Raw genomic sequence first — 18,715 nt, forward strand, 5'->3', positions numbered from 1 at the left:
CAGTCGGCGCGAAGCGCCGTCCTCCAGGGGTGGCGGTCGGGTGGCGGGTGGGAATTACTGGCAGGCCTCGCAGGACTCGGGGTTCTCCAGGGAGCAGGCGACGGCGTCTTCCGGCGCCGGCTGCTGCACGGGGACGGTGGCCTGGGCCGCGCGGGCGATGCGGGTCGCCGGGCGCGAGCGCAGGTAGTACGTGGTCTTCAGCCCGGACTTCCAGGCGTAGGCGTACATCGAGGAGAGCTTGCCGATGGTCGGCGTCTCCAGGAAGAGGTTCAGGGACTGGGACTGGTCCAGGAACGGGGTCCTGGCCGCCGCCATGTCGATCAGGCCGCGCTGCGGGATCTCCCACGCCGTGCGGTACAGCTTCCGTACGTCCTCGGGGATCCAGGCGAAGTCCTGCACCGAGCCGTTCGCCTCGCGCAGGGCCTCCCGGCTGCGGGCGTCCCACACGCCGAGCCGTTTCAGCTCGTCCACCAGGCAGGAGTTGACCTGGAGGAACTCACCGGACAGGGTCTCGCGCTTGAACAGGTTGGACACCTGCGGCTCGATGCACTCGTACACGCCCGCGATCGAGGCGATCGTGGCCGTCGGGGCGATGGCGAGGAGCAGGGAGTTGCGCATGCCGGTCGCGGCGATGCGCTCGCGCAGGGCGGCCCAGCGCTCCGGCCAGGTCAGTTCCACGTCGTAGTGGTCGGGGTGGAGCACCCCCTTGGCCGTACGGGTCTTCTCCCAGGCCGGCAACGGGCCGTTGCGCTCGGCGAGGTCGGCGGAGGCCTCGTAGGCGGCGAGCATGATGCGCTCGGCGATGCGCGTGGAGAGCGCCTTGGCCTCTGGCGAGTCGAAGGGAAGGCGCAGCTTGAAGAAGACGTCCTGCAGACCCATCGCGCCGAGGCCGACCGGACGCCAGCGGGCGTTGGAGCGGCCCGCCTGCTCGGTCGGATAGAAGTTGATGTCCACGACCCGGTCGAGGAACGTGACGGCCGTACGGACTGTCTCGTCCAGCCGCTCCCAGTCGATGTCCTCGCCGGCCTGGTCGACGAGCGCGCCGAGGTTGACCGAGCCCAGGTTGCAGACCGCTGTCTCCCCGTCGCTGGTGACCTCCAGGATCTCCGTGCAGAGGTTGGAGGAGTGCACGACGTGACCGGGCTCGGCCGTCTGGTTGGCGGTGCGGTTGGCGGTGTCCTTGAAGGTCATCCAGCCGTTGCCGGTCTGCGCGAGAGTGCGCATCATGCGGCCGTACAACTCGCGGGCGGGCAGCGTCTTCTTCGCCAGGCCCTTCGCCTCGGCCGCCCGGTACGCGGTGTCGAACTCCTCGCCCCACAGGTCGACGAGCTCGGGCGCGTCCGCGGGGGAGAACAGCGACCACGGCGCGTCGGCGTTCACGCGGCGCATGAACTCGTCCGGGATCCAGTGCGCCAGGTTCAGGTTGTGCGTGCGGCGGGCGTCCTCGCCGGTGTTGTCCCGCAGCTCCAGGAACTCCTCGATGTCGGAGTGCCAGGTCTCCAGGTAGACGGCGGCGGCGCCCTTGCGGCGGCCGCCCTGGTTCACGGCGGCGACCGAGGCGTCGAGGGTCTTCAGGAACGGGACGATGCCGTTGGAGTGGCCGTTGGTGCCGCGGATCAGCGAACCCCGGGCGCGGATGCGGGAGTACGCGATGCCGATGCCGCCGGCGTGCTTCGACAGCCGGGCCACCTGGTGGTACCGGTCGTAGATGGAGTCCAGCTCGTCCTTGGGGGAGTCGAGGAGGTAGCAGGACGACATCTGGGGGTGCCGCGTGCCGGAGTTGAAGAGGGTGGGGGAGGAGGGGAGGTAGTCGAGCCGGCTCATGAGCCGGTAGAGCGCGGCGACCTCGTCGAGGGCCCGGGTGGTGTCGTCCTCGGCGAGCCCCGCGGCCACCCGCAGCATGAAGTGCTGGGGCGTTTCGACGACCTTGCGGGTGAGCGGGTGCCGGAGCAGGTAGCGGCTGTGGAGCGTACGCAGGCCGAAGTACTCGAAGCGGTCGTCGGCGGCCGTGTCGATCAGGGCGTCGAGACGGGCGGCGTGGAGGTGCACGAACTCGGCGGTCCGGTCGGCGATGAGGCCCTCCCGGTGCCCGACCGCGACGGACTCGGTGAAGCACGTGACGCCCTGCGAGGCGGCCTCGGCGCGGATGCCGATCGTCAGCAGGCGCGCGGCCAGCCGGGAGTAGGCGGGATCCTCGGAGATGAGGCCGGCGGCCGCCTCCGTCGCCAGCTCGCGCAACTCCGACTCGTCGGCCCGCGCGGACCGGCCGCGCAGCGCGGCGGCGGCGACCCGGCCGGGCTCGGCGTCGGGGAGGTCGGCGGTCAGCTCGGTCAGGGTCCGCAGCAGCGCGGCACCGGGCGCGTCGTGCTCTTCTTCGGCGGCTGAGACCGGTTCCGCTGGCGCGATGGTCACGTGGGGCTCTCCCTCGCTCGGCACGGGGGCCTCGTCGAGTGGCGGGCGGCAGCACACGAGCGCACGCGGCGTCGCGTCCACCGGCCCATTCCACGAGGCCCGGACGTCAGGCACACCGGCCGGGCGGCCGGGTGCGCTGTCGGCAGGTCCTCGGACTGACTCCTGTGCACGAACATGCACAAGTACACCGTTGCGGGACAGTTCCGGATTCGCACCGGATTCCCCTGCGGCGACAGCGAGCATGAGCATACATCTTGTGCCGGGTGGCGACAGCACCCCTAGATGTAGTGTCGCGACGGTTTCATAGCGTCAACTCGTAGGTAAGGAGAGTGATGTCGTCGAGCTCCGGGATCGGGTTCCAGTCGCGCTCCGGGACGCGGACGAAGCCGAGACGTTCGTAGATGCGGTGGGCGGAGTGCATGGTGCGCTGCGTCGACAGGACGACGCGGACGCAGCCGTCCGTCGCACGGGCGCGGTCGACGCAGGCGCGGACGAGGGCCTCTCCGAGGCCGCGGCCGCGGGCCTCCTGGGCGACGGCGAGCATCCGTATCTCGGCCTCCCCGGGCAGGGCGATGTCGGCCATGGGGCCGCCGGAGGGGACGACGGTCACGCCGCCGAGGAGGTGTTCGCCCCGGGTGGCCACCAGTACGTCCGCGGCGGCGGCCCGCCTGGCCACGTCCTTGAGTTCGCCGAGGTACCAGTCGCTCTCACCGAAGTCGAGGAGGCCGTCCTTGAGGTAGGCCTGGGCGGTGATCTCGCCGAGGGCGTCGTACTCGGTGGGCTTCACTCGCCGGATGAGGATGTCCATGGTTTGAGTGTGCGGGACGGGTATGACGACGGGCCGCCGGTTTCTCACCGGCGGCCCGTCGTCACGTACGACTCAGTGCGAGGAGCCCGCCGTCGCCGGCGGAAGCTCCACCTGGACGCCCGGGTCGCCCGCGTCCGCCGTGTAGTCCTCCGGCCTCGTCTCGTCGATGCCGTCGGGGGCCTTGAGGGCCCTGAGGACGAAGGTCAGGACCACCGTCACGACCACGTTCAGGACGAACGCCGTGAGGCCGATGTAGCCGATCTCGCCGATGCCCGGGATCTCCTTGGAGGAGCCGCCGAAGTGCTTCTGGGTCGGGGAGGCCACGCCGTACGCGGCGACCGTGCCGTAGACCATGCCGACCGCCCAGCCCGCGAGCAGGGCCCAGCGGTGGAACCAGCGCGTGAACAGGCCGCCGACCAGAGCCGGGAAGGTCTGCAGGATCCAGATGCCGCCGAGGAGCTGGAAGTTGATGGCGACCGTCTTGTCCATGGTGAGGACGAAGGCCAGTGCGCCCACCTTCACCAGCAGGGAGACCAGCTTGGAGACCTTGGTCTCCTGCGCGGGCGTGGCGTCCGGCTTGATGAAGTCCTTGTAGATGTTGCGGGTGAAGAGGTTCGCGGCCGCGATGGACATGATGGCCGCCGGCACCAGCGCGCCGATGCCGATCGCCGCGAACGCCACACCGGCGAACCAGTCCGGGAACATCGTCTCGAACAGCTGCGGGATCGCCAGCTGCCCGTTCTGCACCTTGATCCCGGCCGCGATCGCCATGAAGCCGAGCAGCGCGAGCAGGCCCAGCATCAGCGAGTACAGCGGCAGGATCGTGGTGTTGCGGCGGATCACCTCACGGCTCTTGGAGGACAGCGTCGCCGTGATGGAGTGCGGGTACATGAACAGCGCGAGCGCGGAGCCCAATGCCAGCGTCGCGTACGTCCACTGGCCCGCCTCCGGCGGGACCAGCGCACCGCGCGGCGCACCCGTCGCCGGGTTCGTCTGGCTGTACGCGTCACCCGCCTTGGCGAAGATCTCGTCGAAACCGCCCAGCTTGATCGGGATGTAGATGATCGCCACCGCGATGACGATGTAGATCAGCGTGTCCTTCACGAACGCGATCAGCGCGGGCGCCCGCAGACCCGACGAGTACGTGTACGCCGCCAGCACACCGAACGCGATCAGCAGCGGCAGGTCCTTGATGAACCAGTTGGTGTTCTCGCCGCCGCCGACCCCCATCACGTCCAGCACGGCCTGGATACCGACCAGCTGGAGCGCGATGTACGGCATCGTCGCCAGGATGCCGGTCAGCGCCACCGCCAGTGACAGGCCCTTCGAGCCGAACCGGCCGCGCACGAAGTCGGACGTCGTCACGTACCCGTGCTTGTGGGACACCGACCACAGGCGGGGGAGGAAGGTGAAGATCAGCGGGTAGACCAGGATCGTGTACGGCACCGCGAAGAAGCCGGCCGCGCCCGCCGCGTAGATCGCCGCCGGGACGGCCACGAAGGTGTACGCCGTGTACAGGTCGCCGCCGAGCAGGAACCAGGTGATCCAGGTGCCGAACGACCGTCCGCCCAGGCCCCATTCGTCGAGGCTGTGCTCGTTCTCGGCCTTGCGCCAGCGCGCGGCCAGGAAGCCCATGACCGTGACGGCCAGGAAGAAGAAGATGAAGACGGCGAGTGCGACGCCGTTCACGCCGTCCTTCACTCCGACGCACCGCCCTTCGAGGCCGAGCGGGCGCGCTGGTCACGCTGCCACAGCTTGTAGGCGATCATGGTCAGCGCGGTGGAGATCAGCACCCACGCCATCTGGTACCAGTAGAAGAACGGGATCCCGATGAAGGCCGGGTCGGTCTTCGCGTACGAGCCGACCCACAGCATGGCCACGAAGGGCGCTATGAGGCAGACGGCGATGACGACGCGCACGGGCGTCACCACCGGCCCTCTACTGGCTTCTGAGGCTTGCGACATCAGGCGGCTCCGTCCCCTCAGTGATCACCTGTGTAATGCGCAGGCAATCTAGGTCAGGGTGTGGCGAAAACGGAACCCCTCGTCCGTAATGCGGTACCCAAAAGAAATCGACGACTCCGCTGCCGGTCCGCTACTCCTGGGGGCGCTTCAGCCGCGCCACGAACTTGTACCGGTCCCCCCGGTACACCGACCGCACCCACTCCACCGGCTGCCCTTCCCGGTCCACCGAGTGCCGGGACAGCATCAGCATCGGCAGGCCGACGTCCGTGCCGAGCAGGCCGGCCTCGCGCGGGGTGGCCAGGGACGTCTCGATGGTCTCCTCGGCCTCCGCGAGATGGACGTCGTAGACCTCGGCGAGCGCGGTGTAGAGGGACGTGTACTTCACCAGGGACCGGCGCAGGGCGGGGAAGCGCTTCGCGCTCAGGTGGGTGGTCTCGATGGCCATCGGCTCGCCGTTGGCCATGCGCAGCCGCTCGATGCGCAGCACCCGACCGCCGGGCGTGATGTCCAGCAGGCCGGCCAGGCGGTCGTCGGCGGTGATGTAGCCGATGTCCAACAGCTGCGAGGTGGGTTCGAGGCCCTGGGCCCGCATGTCCTCCGTGTACGAGGTCAGTTGCAGCGCCTGCGAGACCTTCGGCTTTGCGACGAACGTGCCCTTGCCCTGGATGCGCTCCAGCCGGCCCTCGACCACCAGCTCCTGCAGCGCCTGGCGCACGGTCGTGCGCGAGGTGTCGAACTCCGCCGCCAGCGTGCGCTCGGGCGGCACCGGAGTGCCGGGCGCCTGCGTCTCGGTCATGTCCAGCAGGTGCTTCTTCAGGCGGTAGTACTTGGGCACGCGTGCGGTACGGACGGGCACCCCGGTCTCGTTCTCCGCACTGCTGACGTCGGTGCTCATGCTCCGCCTTCCCGGCTCCGGTCTGCCGACACGATCCCACTTGTATACCGTCGGCGCCTCTTTTGGTCTAGTCCACCGTTCCCTGTGGTCTACCCGCAGTATGCCGTGCCTGCCGGGCTTTTCGCTGGCTTCTTCTTTAAAGGATCCTGCATATGTAGGTCGCATAACGGCTGGTCAGGACCCTCTCGTAACCCTTGACGCCGCCCCTGGTCTGGTCCAGGCTCCCCACGCTGGTCTAAACCTTTGGTCCAGGATCGGCCCCTCGATCACTGCGGGGAACAGAGGCTCGTGGGATCCCTGAGGAGGGTGGCGTGAAGCGCAAACTGACAACCGCGATCGGCTTCATCGTGAACATGCCGAAGGAACTGGAGGAAGCGGCCATGGTCGACGGCTGTTTCCCGCACGGGCGCCTTCCTCCGGGTCGTCTTCCCGCTCCTGACCCCCGGCATGGTCGCCACCTCGGTCCACGGCTTCATCCAGGCCTGGAACGAATACCTCTACGCCCTGATGCTGCTCAGCCGGCAGTACCAGACCGCGACCGTCCGGCTCGGTAACCTCACCACCAAGCACGGCACCGAATACGCCCCGATGACGGCCCAAGCCACGATGATGGCCGTGCCGATCGTCGCCCTCTCCCTCCTCGTCCAGCGCAAGACGGCCGCGGGCCTGACCGCGGGCGCCGTGAAGGGATGACCCCAACCGATGACGACACTCGCCGGCGGCACCGACACACTCACCCGCGACGCCCTGACCGTCCTCCAGCCCGGCTTCACCGGCACCACCGCCCCCGACTGGCTGCTGCGCCGCATCGGTGAGGGCCTCGCCTCCGTCGGGCTGTTCGGCCGCAACATCGCCTCTGCGCGCCAACTGGCCGCCCTGACCGCACAACTGCGCGCCGAACGCGACGACGTCCTTGTCGCGATCGACGAGGAGGGCGGTGACGTGACCCGCCTCGAGGTGCGCACCGGCTCCTCCTTCCCGGGCAACCACGCGCTCGGCGCGGTCGACGACGTGGAGCTGACCGAGCAGGTCGCCCACGAACTGGGCCGCCGCCTCGCCGCCTGCGGGGTGAACCTCGACTGGGCCCCCTCCGCCGACGTCAACTCCGACCCGCGCAACCCGGTGATCGGCGTCCGCTCCTTCGGCGCCGACACGGGGCTGGCCGCCCGGCACACCGCCGCCTATGTGACGGGTCTGCAGTCGGCCGGAGTCGCCGCCTGCACCAAGCACTTCCCTGGCCACGGCGACACGGCCGTCGACTCCCACCACGCCCTGCCGTGCATCGACGTCTCCGCCGAGGTGCTGGCCGACCGCGAACTGACCCCCTTCCGCGCCGCCATCGCCGCCGGCACCCGGGCCGTCATGAGCGCCCACATCCTGGTCCCGGCCCTGGATCCCGACCGTCCGGCCACGCTCTCCCGGCGCATCCTCACCGGCCTGCTCCGCGGCGACCTCGGCTACGACGGCCTCATCGTCACCGACGGCATGGAGATGCGGGCCATCGCGGGCACCTACGGCATCGAACGCGGCAGCGTCCTCGCCATCGCCGCGGGCGCCGACGCGATCTGCGTGGGCGGCGGACTGGCCGACGACGCGACCGTGCTGCGCCTGCGAGACGCCCTGGTCGCTGCCGTACGCACCGGGGAACTCCCCGAGGAACGCCTGGCCGACGCGGCCGACCGGGTCCGGACCCTGGCCCGCTGGGCGGGCACGGCGAGCCGCTCGCCAGAGAGCACCCACGGCACCGAGATCGGCCTGCACGCCGCCCGTCGCGCCCTGACGGTGACCGCCGCGCCCGGCCTCGGCGACCCCGCCACCTTCAGGCCCCTCACCGAACCGCCCTACGTCGCCGCCCTCACCCCCGTCGCCAACATCGCGGTCGGCGACGAGACCCCGTGGGGCGTCGCCGCAGAGCTGATCCACCTCCTGCCCGGCACGGTGACCGGAAGCTTCTCCACCGAGGACGGCAAGGAGAGCGAAGCCGGGGAAGAGGCCGGCCGGGCGGCCCTTCAGGCAGCCGGGCGGCGGCGCATCGTCGCCGTCGTCCGCGACGAGCACCGCCACCCCTGGATGGCAGCCGCCCTCGACACCCTGCTGGCGACCCGCCCCGACACCCTCGTCGTCGAGATGGGCGTCCCCCAGGCCGCCCCCCGCGGCGCCCTGCACATCGCCACCCACGGCGCGGCCCGCGTCTGCGGCCGGGCGGCCGCCGAGGTGATCGCCGGAATCACGGGCCTCCAAGGCGGATAGGGCATGGCCGCAGTTGGCATTGCGGGTTGTAAGGCTGCATTCGAATGTAGTACTTCTTATACATGAGCGAGCAGGTGCACAACAGGTTGGCCGTGGTGCGCGCCGAACGGAAGGTGTCGCGCCAGAGCCTGGCCGAGGCAGTGGGAGCCCACTACCAGACCATCGGCTACATCGAGCGGGGGCAGTACAACCCGAGCCTCGACCTGGCGCTGAAGATCTCGAAGTTCTTCGGTCTGCCGGTCGAGGCCCTGTTCTCCCTCGAACCGTTCCGGCCGCTCACGGACGAGGTCTACGGGAGGAACAAGCCATGACGACGACACGCCTGACCCGCTACGACCGGGGGATGCTGCGGCTGATGAACGACCGCCGGGTAGCGGCCTGGTACGCCACGGCGGCGCGCCGCCGCCTGGCCGTCGCCGCGCACGTCACCCTCACCGTGGCCATCGGCGGGCTGATGACCCACTTCTTCCTCGCCAAGGGCGAGCCCCTGTGGCCCGCCGCCGTGATGGCGGTGCCGCTGCTGCCCTGGATGGTCGCCACCGGCGTAATCAACGGCGCCACCCGAGGCCTGCTGGAACTGCGCGAACAGGTCCTGGACGAGCGCCAGTCCGCCGAACGCACCCGCGTCCTGGCCCGGGCCCACCGCGTGACGACCCTGCTCCTGGCCACCGCGGCCGTCGTGCTGCTGATCACGGGCGGAGTCGAGGGTGACGCCCCGAAGGCCTATGCCGGACCCCTGCTCGTCGCCGTCCTCGTCGTCCACTGGATGATGCCCCTGTGGGTGGCAGGTTGGCGCGCCCAGGACGAACCGGCCGAAGACGAGGTCGACACCGGGGCCCTCGGCCGCTAGACCGGTACCTCGCAGAGCGCTGATCCGGATCTGGCTGCCCCCACAGCGGAGAGAGCCCGGAGGGCAATCCCTTCGGGCTCCCGGTACATGGTCAGATGACCAGCGCTGCCACCCCCACCCCCACGGGCGCGGCACCGGCCAGCAGGACAGGGCCGCCCAGCAGCAGGATGAGCACCGCGCCGAACACGAGCTGTCCCGTCGTACGGCGACCGACCTTGGTGGTCTCGGGTCCCGGGGGGTCGTACGTGATCTCCGCCCGCTCGGCACCCCTGTCCGAGCCCGTGCGCTCGCGCCGCACGCCTTGGCCAACGCCACACCACCAGTCCCGGACCTCACCACGACAACCGGAACATCCGAATCGAGTTGCGAAGTGCGGGGCTAGATGCCCTGCCACTCCGGCTTGTTGGCGTACGTGTGCCGGAAGTAGTCCGCGAGCTTCAGCTTCGACGCGGCGGCCTCGTCGACGACGACGGTCGCGTGCGGGTGGAGCTGGAGCGCGGACGCGGGGCACACCGCGGCGACCGGCCCTTCCACCGTCGCCGCGACCGCGTCCGCCTTGCCCGCACCGGTCGCGAGCAGCACCAGGTGCCGGGCCTCCAGGATGGTGCCGATGCCCTGCGTGATCACGTGGTGCGGCACCTGGTCGATGTCCCCGTCGAAGAAGCGCGCGTTGTCGATCCGGGTCTGTTCGGTCAGCGTCTTGATCCGCGTCCGCGACGCCAGCGACGAGCACGGCTCGTTGAACCCTATGTGCCCGTCGGTCCCGATCCCGAGCAGCTGAAGGTCCACACCCCCGGCGTCCACGAGGGCGTTGTCGTACGCCTCGCACGCCCCCTGCACGTCCTGCGCCGTGCCGTCCGGTCCCGTGAACCGGTCCATCCCGATCCCGAGCGGCTCCAGCACCTCACGCCGCAGCACCGACCGGTACGACTCCGGATGGTCGGCGGGCAGCCCCACGTACTCGTCGAGCTGGGCGATCCGCGCCCGCGCCACGTCCACTGCACCGGAGCGCACCTTCGCCGCCAACGCCTCGTACACCGGCAGCGGCGTCGAGCCGGTGGCCACGCCGAGCAGGGCGTCGGGCTTGCGCCGGAGCAGCTGAGCCATGGCCTCGGCGATGAGCTCGCCGCCCGCCTTGGCGTCCGGAACGATGACAACTTCCACGCTGGGCCTGCCGATCTGAGAGGAATGCTCACCTGGGACCGGACCCGGGAGGGGTCGTGTGGTTTAGACCAATCTAACAGAGCTGGGACCTCCCTCTCAGGGTGAACGCCGCCGTTCCCCGGCCGACGGCAGCCCTGTGCCGAGCACGTCTCCAGGAGGTGAACAAACACCGGCCGGGCGTGGCCGTTTCCGGCCCGGTGCAGGGGCGGTTACGTCAGTGCCCCCACCGGGACGACGGAACGGCTACGTCAGCCCCGGGACGCCGGATGGCTGAGCAAGAGAACCCTCCGTCGCATCCACCCAGCTCCCGGTCACCCACCGCCCGGCGTCCGAGACCGGGGAACGCCACCGCGTCGGAGACCCTGGCCCGCCACACCGGCGCGATGATCCAAGGCATGTCACAACAGGCGCGGGACGGGGCGAGCCGGGAGGAGCTGGAGGCGGTCGCGGAAATTGCCATGTCCATCTGGCCCCGCACAGGAACCCACACGGGTTAGGCTGCCTGATGGACGCCGACGCGTCCGAGAGTCGGAGAACTAACAACAACGAACAGCCTCCAACGCATGGACACCCGCAAGTGGTCTAGTCCACAATGCGTGGCGAGAGCGCGTGTCACAGCGCGCAGCCAGGCTCCGTCTTCCCCGCACAGGAAGACGGACCGAGGAACCGAGGCTCTCTGCCCTGACTGCCCCGGCTCCTCATCCTTCGGCCGACCGGGACCGCACACCCCACGGCCGATACTGCTCCGGGCTGCGGTGCCTGGAGGGTTGAGGGTCCCTCTCAGGCGCCGCGGCCCGCGGGTGTTTCAGGCCCCTGCAAACCCCCGGGTACGCTCGCACACGTGCCCTCCATGAACGAACTCGTACGCCAGCACACCGCCCTCGACGACACTGATCTCGAGTGGCTTCATCTGCTGGTCTCGGAGTGGCAGCTGCTCTCCGACCTCTCCTTCGCCGACCTGGTCCTGTGGGTCCCCACCAGCGACGGCACCCGGTACGTCTCGGTCGCCCAGATGCGGCCCAACACCGGCCCGACCTCGTACCAGGACGACATGGTGGGCCACCTCGTCCCGCGCGGCCGCCGCCCCATGCTGGACGTCGCCCACGACGAGGGGCGCATCGTGCGCGAGGGCGACCCCGAGTGGCGTGAAGAGGTCCCCGTACGGGTCGAGTCGATCCCCGTGCGGCGGGAGGGGCGCGTCCTCGGTGTCATCGCACGCAACACCAATCTCCTCACCGTGCGCACCCCGAGCCGGCTGGAGCTCACCTACCTGCAGAGCGCCTCCGACCTTGCGCAGATGATCGCGGCCGGATCCTTCCCGTTCGCGAACCAACAGCTCGACATGGACGCCTCACCCCGCGTGGGTGACGGTCTCATCCGGCTCGACGCCGACGGCATCGTCCAGTACGCCTCCCCGAACGCCCTGTCCGCCTACCACCGGCTCGGCCTCGCCTCCGACCTGGTCGGCCAGCCCCTCGGCAAGACCACCGCCGAACTCGCCCCGTCGAGGGGCCCGGTGGACGAGGCGCTCGCCAAGGTCGCCAGTGGCTGGGCGCCGCGCGAGTTCGAGATCGAGGCCAGTGACGGGGTCATCCAGTTCCGCGCGATCCCGCTCAAGCCCAAGGGCACCCGCATCGGTTCCCTCGTCCTGCTCCGCGACGTCACGGAACTGCGCCGCCGCGAGCGCGAGTTGATCACCAAGGACGCGACGATCCGGGAGATCCACCACCGGGTCAAGAACAACCTGCAGACGGTCGCGGCCCTGCTCCGCCTCCAGGCCAGGCGCATTGAATCCGACCGCGGCCGGGAAGCCCTCGAAGAGGCGGTGCGGCGCGTCGGATCGATTGCGATCGTGCACGAGACGCTCTCCCAGAACCTGGACGAGCGCGTGGAGTTCGACGACATCGCCGACCGCGTCCTCGCGATGGTCGCGGAGATCTCCCCGGGCAAGGTCACGGGCCGGCGGACCGGCCGCTTCGGCATCCTCGACGCCGAGGTCGCCACCCCGCTGTCGATGGTGCTGACCGAGATCTTGCAGAACGCCCTGGAGCACGGCTTCCGCGAGGGCGACACCGGCACGGTCGAGGTGTCGGCGGTCCGCGGCGGCACCACCAAGGAGGCCCGACTGCTGGTCACGGTCCAGGACGACGGCATCGGCCTGCCGGAGGGCTTCGATCCGCACACCGCCGGCAACCTCGGCCTGCAGATCGTGCGGACCTTGGTGGAGGGTGAGTTGGGCGGCACCTTCGACATGGTCCCGGCCCCGGAGCGCGGCACCCGAGTGATCCTGGACATCCCGGTCCGGGCGGACAAGTAGCGCCATCCGGAGCCCTCGAAAGGGAGCTACGACAGCATAGAGCCCCGGGCCATCAGGTGGCCCGGGGCTAAAGCTCGTTGCTGCTTGACTAAGCGCATCGGGGGGAACTGCGCGCTGCGGCTCGGGGGCGGGAGATGCGTACTCGCTGTACGCGCCGCCAAGCTCAGGCTGTCAGCAGGGGTGGATTGTCAGGCGGAGGCCTGACGGGCCCGGTTGCGGGCGGCGCGGCGCTTCATGGCGCGGCGCTCGTCCTCGCTGAGACCACCCCAGACGCCGGAGTCCTGGCCGGACTCGAGCGCCCACTGCAGACACTGCTCGATCACCGGGCAGCGACGGCAGACGGCCTTGGCTTCCTCGATCTGCAGCAGCGCAGGACCGGTGTTGCCGATGGGGAAGAAGAGCTCGGGGTCTTCCTCGCGGCAAACGGCGTTGTGACGCCAGTCCATGGCTGCTACCTCTCCTTGGTATTACGTGCAGGTGCTTGTGAATGTGAACGCTTTCACGAATCCCTCAACAAGTGAAGGGACGACCGCCAGTTCCCTGGCGTGGGTCCTGTGAATTGAAGAGGGGTTCTGGTGATCAGTGGAGGCCGATGTTGCGGGCCGTCCCGATCGCCACGTAGAGACTCGCAAACCTCAGCGGCGGATACAACCCCTTCTGGAAAGTTTTTTTTGATTCTTCGGTGTCGGCTAGGTCACAGCCGTACTTCCATGGGGTGGATCCTGGTCTAAACGTTCGAGTGAAAGGACTTTAGCCGGTTCTGCTCACACAATCACACGCAGTGCACGGCGTACGCCTGTGAACGTCACGCTGGTTCGCAGCCCTAGGTGGTCACCGTCCATCTGGAGGGGGAGAGGGACCTTCGAATGCAAGGTGAACTCTGTCAAGTCGTGCAGAGAAGTGGCGTGCTTTCCATGGGGTCCGCGCTCGGGGGACGAAGTGAGCAACTGGGTGCCATGCCGGGCAACAGCCACGGTGGACAGGCGACTGAGGGCGAAGATGTCGAGGCCGGTATCGAACGAGGCCTTAGGTGCCGCATAGATCGGGCGATTCCCCAGGAATGTCCACGGTGAGGTGTTCGAGACTATGGACAGCACCAGATCTGTGACCGGATCCTCGCCTGCCCGCTCCAGCGTGATCGTCCCGTGCCGGCGGTTCGGCTCGCCGAGGAGCTGACGCACAACCTGGCGTACGTAAAGAGCATGTGTGGATTTCCGTCCGCGCTCGCGGTGCTGCTCCACCCGGCCGACCACACCGGCGTCGAAGCCGAGCCCCGCGTTGAAGGTGAACCAGCGAGCCGGTACTGCCTCATCCTCCGTGCCCGGGGTGCCCGAGGTCAGGCCCAGGCCGACGGTCCGTTCGCTGCCGTCGCGCAGGGCGTCCAGCAGGGCGCCGGTGGCTTCCACGGCGTCGTTGGGCAGGCCGAGGGCGCGGGCGAAGACGTTGGTCGAGCCACCCGGGACCACGGCGAGGCCGGGCAGGTGCCGCGGGGCGGGGCCCGCGTGAAGCAGACCGTTCACCACCTCGTTGACCGTGCCGTCGCCGCCGAGGGCGACCACCAGGTCGATGTCGTCGCTGTCCGCCGCATGCCGGCCCAGGTCGCGGGCGTGGCCGCGGTACTCGGTGGTGACCGCTTCCAGCTTCATCTCGCTGGCCAGCGCGTGGATCAGTACGTCGCGCGTACGCGCACTTGTGGTGGTTGCCGCCGGATTGACCACGAGAAGTGCACGCATGACTGGCAGCGTACCTACTGGGGGGTACCTGGCCCAGACCGAGGTAGGGATCCGGTAAGAGAGCGGGGGTTGAACCTCGCCCCTGGGCGCCCGTACGGCGAGGGCTACCCTTCAGGGGTGAGCAGTGAGCAGAGCCCCACCATCGAGGAAACCACCGGCCCGCGCCCCCGGCGTCTGACGTACGCCGCGCTGCTGGCCGCACTGGAGGGGCTCGCCCTGGTCGTCGGCGGCGTCTGGATGCTCGTCCTCGGCCTCACCGGTGAGCCGGACGACCGGCAGCAGGCCGTGACCGGGGGCGTCACGCTGGTCGTGCTCGCACTGCTGCCCCTGCTCGCCGCCCGCGGTCTGCTCGCCCGCCGCAGCTGGAGCCGCGGCCCGGCCGTCATCACCCAGCTCCTGGCGCTGCCGGTGTCCTACAACCTGCTGCAGGCCGACAGCATGGCCATCCCGGGCGGGATCGCCCTCGCGGTCGTGGCAGTCGCGGCGCTCGTCCTGTTGGTGAACCCCGAGACGACCCGGGCCCTCGGGATCCGTGGGCCCGGCAACCCCGGCGACATCGAGAAGTAGCCGTCACTCCTCGACGAGGAGCTTCTCCCGCAGCTGCGCCAGCGTGCGCGCCAGCAGCCGGGAGACGTGCATCTGCGAGATGCCGACCTCCTGCGCGATCTGGGACTGAGTCATGTTGCCGAAGAACCGGAGCAGCAGGATCCGCTTCTCTCGCGGCGGGAGGTCCTCCAGCAGCGGCTTGAGGGACTCCCGGTACTCCACGCCCTCCAGCGCCTCGTCCTCCGCGCCGAGAGTGTCCGCGACCGCCGGGGACTCGTCGTCGGTGTCGGGGACGTCCAGGGACAGCGTGGAGTACGCGTTGGCGGACTCCAGGCCCTCCAGGACCTCCTCCTCCGAGATCGCCAGCTTCTCGGCGAGTTCGTGGACCGTGGGGGAGCGGCCGTGCAGCTGCGAGAGCTCGGCCGTGGCCGTGGTGAGCGAGAGGCGCAGCTCCTGCAGCCGACGCGGGACGCGCACCGCCCAGCCCTTGTCGCGGAAGTGCCGCTTGATCTCGCCGACGACCGTCGGCGTCGCGTACGTGGAGAACTCCACGCCGCGGTCCGGGTCGAAACGGTCGACCGATTTGATCAGGCCGATCGTGGCGACCTGGGTGAGATCGTCCAGCGGCTCGCCGCGGTTGCGGAAGCGCCGCGCCAGATGCTCCACGAGCGGCAGATGCATGCGGACCAGCTGGTTGCGCAGCTCCGCGTACTCGGGACTGCCGCTGTCCAGGGTGCGCAGTTTGAGGAACATCTCGCGCGCCCCGCTGCGGTCCGGGGAGCCGTGCCGCGCACCCTGTGTGTGGCGTGCGCTCGGCGTCTCGTCCTCGGAGTGTCGCTCGTGCTCGCTCATCGTCCCGCCCGTCGCCCTTCCCCGAGCCCTCGCCTCCTCCGCCGCCCTCGGCTTCGCGCGGGTGGGGGGACCCCCCTGGGCCGGGGATGCGGCGATCCCTACGCCCGGAGGCGCGCTCCGCGCGGCACTGTCCGACTCCGGCCGCCCGCCGCCCGGGGGGACGGCCCCCGCGGCGTCGTCCTCCGGGTGCGGGCGGGCCTGCTCGGGAATGCCGTCGATGCCGTCCGCCATGCGCCGGGCCGTGCTCGGACCGCTCGTGCCCGTATCCTCGGCCGGCAGCTCTCGTGTGCCGCGCTCTTCGTCCCGCACCGGCCCGTCCTCGTTCCTCACGCCGGCCCGGGTCCCGCGCCGCGCTGTTTGTAGAGGCTGATCGAAACGGTTTTGTCCTTGTCCACCGCGGAGGAGACCTTGCCCGCGAGAGCGGACAGGACGGTCCAGGCGAAGGTGTCCCGGGAGGGGGCATGACCATCCGTGGTCGGGGCCGAGACGGTGACCTCGAGTGAGTCGTCGACGAGGCGGAAGACACAGCTGAGCACCGAGCCGGGCACGGCCTGCTGAAGCAGGATCGCGCAGGCCTCGTCCACCGCGATGCGCAGGTCCTCGATCTCGTCGAGGGTGAAGTCCAAACGGGCCGCGAGACCGGCCGTGGCCGTACGCAGCACCGACAGGTAGGCACCCGCAGCCGGCAGCCGGACTTCCACGAAGTCCTGGGTCGCGGGCTCGCCTGCGATCTGGGACACCCTCACCTCCAAGGTGGTACAAGCGTTTCAGGGCCGAGGGTCGCCCCCCGGGTAACGCGATACGTGGTTCAGCGGTGACGCTATCGCGCTCTCGACGGTCCTGTCCCCGGGACCCCGACCCCTGCCGTCACTCACAGTAAACCTGTGGATACGCTCCGTGTCTAGGGGTCGGGCGGGCCCAAATAGGAAGAGCGCGCGCCGGATTGACGTACCCAGACGTCAGACGGTCGAACCGTCCGGCGGCGGGGCGCTGTCGGGTCACACCAGAACATGGTCGACGAAGCACCACCGCCAGGCCTCTCCGGGCTCGTGCGTCCGCATCACGGGGTGACCGGACTGCTTGTGGTGCTCCGCCGCGTGCCGCCCCGGCGAGGAGTCGCAGCAGCCGACGTGACCACAGGTGAGGCACAGCCGCAGCTGCACCGGATCCATGCCCTCCGCCAAGCACTCCGGACACGTCTCGTTGAGCGGACCAGGTTCGGGGTGCGGCAGCCCGTCGGCGTGCGTGCACTGTTTCATGATTGCCAGGTTACGACGGTCGAGCGGAAGACCGCGTGGAAACCGAGGGCGGGCGAGAACGATGGACGTGATGCCACTGCTGCTTCTGGTGGCGGGCAGCGCCGCGATAGCCGCGGCCGCGCGGCGCACACCGGTGCCGGCGCCGCTGCTGCTGGTGGCGGTCGGACTGGCGGTCAGCTACGTCCCCGGGGTGCCCGACTACACCCTCGACCCGCACATCGTGCTGCCGCTCCTCCTGCCCCCGCTGCTGCACACCGCCGCCATCGACAGCTCCTACCTCGACCTGCGGGCGCAGTTGCGGCCGGTCGCGTTGCTGTCCGTGGGGTACGTGCTGTTCGCGACCTTCGTGGTCGGCTGGGCCCTGTACCAGATCGTGCCGGACATGCCGCTGACCGCTGCCCTGGTCTTCGGCGCGGTCGTGGCGCCCCCGGACGCGGTCGCTGCGACGGCGGTCGCCCGCCGGGTCGGGCTGCCGTCACGGATCACCACGATCCTCCAGGGCGAGTCCCTGCTGAACGACGCCACCGCGATCACCGCCTACCGCGTGGCCCTGGCGGCCGCCGTCGGCGAGGGTGCCACCTGGGCCGGGGGCATCGGCGAGTTCCTGCTCGCCGCCGTCGGCGGAGTCGTGGTCGGGCTGGTGCTGACGGCGCCGATCCACTGGCTGCGCACGCACGTGAAGGACGCGCTGCCGCAGAACACGCTCTCCCTGCTCATCCCGTTCGTCGCGTACGCGGTCGCCGAGCAGTTGCACGCCTCCGGTGTCCTCGCGGTCGTGGTCGTCGCCCTCTACCTGGGACACCGCGCGTGGGAGGTCGACTTCGCCACGCGTCTGCAGGAGGAGGCGGTCTGGAAGATGGTCGCCTTCGTCCTGGAGTCGGCGGTGTTCGCGCTGATCGGCCTGCAGCTGCCGGTGGTGCTCAGGGGCCTCGGGCAGTACGAGGGCGTCGAAGCCGCCTGGTACGCGGTCGCCGTGTTCCTGGTGGTCGTCGCCGCCCGGTTCGTGTGGGTGTACCCGGCGGCCTTCCTGCCGCCGCTGCTGTCGGCCCGGATCCGGGAGCGGGAGGAGAGCCTTACGTGGAAGGCGCCGTTCGTCGTCGCCTGGGCCGGGATGAGGGGCGTGGTATCCCTGGCCATCGCCTTCTCCATCCCGCTCACCATGCACGGCGGCGACGAGCCCTTCCCACAGCGCAACCTCATCCTCTTCCTGACCTTCACCACCGTCATCGGGACCCTGGTCGTGCAGGGCCTGACCCTGCCCCCGCTGATCCGCCTGCTGAAGTTCCCCGGGCGGGACGTTCAGGCCGAGACGCTCGCCGAGGCCAATGCTCAGGCGCAGGCCTCCCGGGCCGCCGAGCGGCGCCTGGACGAACTCCTCACCGACGAGCGCAACACCCTGCCCGCCCCGCTCGCCGAACGGCTGCGCACCGTCCTGGAACGCCGCCGCAACGCCGTCTGGGAGCGGCTCGGGCAGACGAACCCGGTCACCGGGGAGTCCGTCGACGACACCTACCGGCGACTGTCGCGGGAGATGATCAGCGCCGAGCGCGAGGTGTTCGTCAAGCTCCGGGACGGCCGCTACATCGACGACGAGATGCTGCGGACCCTGCTGCGCAGGCTGGACCTGGAGGAGGCGGCGGCCTTCCGGGAGACGGCGTAGCGGCC

The 18,715-nt window shown here is 69.9% G+C and carries 18 protein-coding genes, 2 pseudogenes and 1 riboswitch; of the genes and pseudogenes, 8 read left to right on the forward strand and 12 right to left on the reverse strand.

The features are described from left to right. Positions 1-54: 54 nt before the first annotated feature. The 5 genes from ACWD1U_RS11855 to ACWD1U_RS11875 form a co-directional block, all read right to left on the reverse strand. On the reverse strand, positions 55-2,412 hold the full coding sequence (locus ACWD1U_RS11855) for a ribonucleoside-diphosphate reductase subunit alpha (protein WP_451106688.1): 2,358 nt from the start codon (positions 2,410-2,412) through the stop codon (positions 55-57). A 124-nt stretch (positions 2,413-2,536) separates the two neighbouring features. Further along, positions 2,537-2,698: riboswitch (cobalamin riboswitch) on the reverse strand. 15 nt (positions 2,699-2,713) lie between these two features. Next, positions 2,714-3,220 (reverse strand): GNAT family N-acetyltransferase, encoded by a 507-nt coding sequence (locus tag ACWD1U_RS11860; RefSeq protein ID WP_451106689.1) that lies wholly within the window; start codon positions 3,218-3,220, stop codon positions 2,714-2,716. A 72-nt stretch (positions 3,221-3,292) separates the two neighbouring features. Beyond that, the gene (gene mctP / locus ACWD1U_RS11865; RefSeq protein ID WP_451106691.1) at positions 3,293-4,921 is read right to left on the reverse strand and encodes a monocarboxylate uptake permease MctP; all 1,629 of its coding nucleotides are present in this window, start codon (positions 4,919-4,921) and stop codon (positions 3,293-3,295) included. Then, entirely contained in the window at positions 4,918-5,184 is a 267-nt protein-coding gene (locus ACWD1U_RS11870; RefSeq protein ID WP_451106693.1) for a DUF3311 domain-containing protein, read from the reverse strand. The genes mctP and ACWD1U_RS11870 overlap by 4 nt, the downstream gene beginning before the upstream one ends. Before the next feature lie 130 nt (positions 5,185-5,314). After that, positions 5,315-6,079: a GntR family transcriptional regulator gene (locus ACWD1U_RS11875; protein ID WP_451106695.1), complete on the reverse strand. Its 765-nt coding sequence runs from the start codon at positions 6,077-6,079 to the stop codon at positions 5,315-5,317. 329 nt (positions 6,080-6,408) lie between these two features. Here ACWD1U_RS11875 and ACWD1U_RS11880 point away from each other — a divergent pair. The 4 genes and pseudogenes from ACWD1U_RS11880 to ACWD1U_RS11895 form a co-directional block, all read left to right on the forward strand. Next, a pseudogene (locus ACWD1U_RS11880) lies at positions 6,409-6,772 on the forward strand (carbohydrate ABC transporter permease); the annotation flags it as partial. Between the two features lie 9 nt (positions 6,773-6,781). After that, on the forward strand, positions 6,782-8,329 hold the full coding sequence (locus ACWD1U_RS11885; RefSeq protein ID WP_451106697.1) for a glycoside hydrolase family 3 protein: 1,548 nt from the start codon (positions 6,782-6,784) through the stop codon (positions 8,327-8,329). A 62-nt stretch (positions 8,330-8,391) separates the two neighbouring features. Then, entirely contained in the window at positions 8,392-8,640 is a 249-nt protein-coding gene (locus ACWD1U_RS11890) for a helix-turn-helix transcriptional regulator (protein WP_451106699.1), read from the forward strand. Continuing rightward, positions 8,637-9,179 carry a hypothetical protein gene (locus ACWD1U_RS11895; RefSeq protein WP_451106700.1) on the forward strand — a complete coding sequence of 181 codons (543 nt, stop codon included), beginning with the start codon at positions 8,637-8,639 and terminating at the stop codon, positions 9,177-9,179. Before ACWD1U_RS11890 ends, ACWD1U_RS11895 begins: the two co-directional genes overlap by 4 nt. Before the next feature lie 91 nt (positions 9,180-9,270). On the opposite strand, the gene ACWD1U_RS11900 is transcribed toward ACWD1U_RS11895, so the two are convergent. Both ACWD1U_RS11900 and nagB read right to left on the reverse strand, forming a co-directional pair. After that, positions 9,271-9,477 (reverse strand): hypothetical protein, encoded by a 207-nt coding sequence (locus tag ACWD1U_RS11900; protein WP_451106702.1) that lies wholly within the window; start codon positions 9,475-9,477, stop codon positions 9,271-9,273. An 80-nt stretch (positions 9,478-9,557) separates the two neighbouring features. Continuing rightward, positions 9,558-10,343 carry a glucosamine-6-phosphate deaminase gene (nagB, locus tag ACWD1U_RS11905; RefSeq protein WP_451106704.1) on the reverse strand — a complete coding sequence of 262 codons (786 nt, stop codon included), beginning with the start codon at positions 10,341-10,343 and terminating at the stop codon, positions 9,558-9,560. A 347-nt stretch (positions 10,344-10,690) separates the two neighbouring features. Between nagB and ACWD1U_RS11910 the strand changes: the two are divergent. Beyond that, positions 10,691-10,840, forward strand: a pseudogene (locus ACWD1U_RS11910) (TetR/AcrR family transcriptional regulator); the annotation flags it as partial. Positions 10,841-11,193: 353 nt separating this feature from the next. Continuing rightward, a complete protein-coding gene (locus ACWD1U_RS11915) occupies positions 11,194-12,660 on the forward strand; it encodes a sensor histidine kinase (RefSeq protein WP_451107006.1) in 1,467 nt (488 codons plus the stop codon). A gap of 188 nt (positions 12,661-12,848) precedes the next feature. On the opposite strand, the gene ACWD1U_RS11920 is transcribed toward ACWD1U_RS11915, so the two are convergent. After that, positions 12,849-13,106: a WhiB family transcriptional regulator gene (locus ACWD1U_RS11920; protein ID WP_003992873.1), complete on the reverse strand. Its 258-nt coding sequence runs from the start codon at positions 13,104-13,106 to the stop codon at positions 12,849-12,851. Between the two features lie 318 nt (positions 13,107-13,424). After that, the gene (locus ACWD1U_RS11925) at positions 13,425-14,393 is read right to left on the reverse strand and encodes a diacylglycerol/lipid kinase family protein (protein WP_451106706.1); all 969 of its coding nucleotides are present in this window, start codon (positions 14,391-14,393) and stop codon (positions 13,425-13,427) included. A gap of 117 nt (positions 14,394-14,510) precedes the next feature. Here ACWD1U_RS11925 and ACWD1U_RS11930 point away from each other — a divergent pair, with 117 nt between their 5' ends. Further along, the gene (locus ACWD1U_RS11930) at positions 14,511-14,960 is read left to right on the forward strand and encodes a hypothetical protein (protein WP_451106707.1); all 450 of its coding nucleotides are present in this window, start codon (positions 14,511-14,513) and stop codon (positions 14,958-14,960) included. 3 nt (positions 14,961-14,963) lie between these two features. Here ACWD1U_RS11930 and ACWD1U_RS11935 read toward each other — a convergent pair whose 3' ends face one another. The 3 genes from ACWD1U_RS11935 to ACWD1U_RS11945 all read right to left on the reverse strand — a co-directional run bounded on the left by ACWD1U_RS11935 (position 14,964) and on the right by ACWD1U_RS11945 (position 17,050). After that, positions 14,964-16,100 (reverse strand): SigB/SigF/SigG family RNA polymerase sigma factor, encoded by a 1,137-nt coding sequence (locus tag ACWD1U_RS11935; RefSeq protein WP_451107007.1) that lies wholly within the window; start codon positions 16,098-16,100, stop codon positions 14,964-14,966. 17 nt (positions 16,101-16,117) lie between these two features. Then, positions 16,118-16,531 carry an ATP-binding protein gene (locus ACWD1U_RS11940; protein WP_003992877.1) on the reverse strand — a complete coding sequence of 138 codons (414 nt, stop codon included), beginning with the start codon at positions 16,529-16,531 and terminating at the stop codon, positions 16,118-16,120. 258 nt (positions 16,532-16,789) lie between these two features. Continuing rightward, the gene (locus ACWD1U_RS11945) at positions 16,790-17,050 is read right to left on the reverse strand and encodes a UBP-type zinc finger domain-containing protein (protein WP_451106708.1); all 261 of its coding nucleotides are present in this window, start codon (positions 17,048-17,050) and stop codon (positions 16,790-16,792) included. A gap of 61 nt (positions 17,051-17,111) precedes the next feature. Between ACWD1U_RS11945 and ACWD1U_RS11950 the strand changes: the two genes are divergently transcribed. Further along, complete coding sequence (locus ACWD1U_RS11950) at positions 17,112-18,710, forward strand: Na+/H+ antiporter (RefSeq protein WP_451106709.1); 1,599 nt, start codon at positions 17,112-17,114, stop codon at positions 18,708-18,710. Positions 18,711-18,715 lie beyond the last annotated feature (5 nt).

The sequence above is a fragment of the Streptomyces sp. NPDC002788 genome (genome assembly GCF_053592115.1).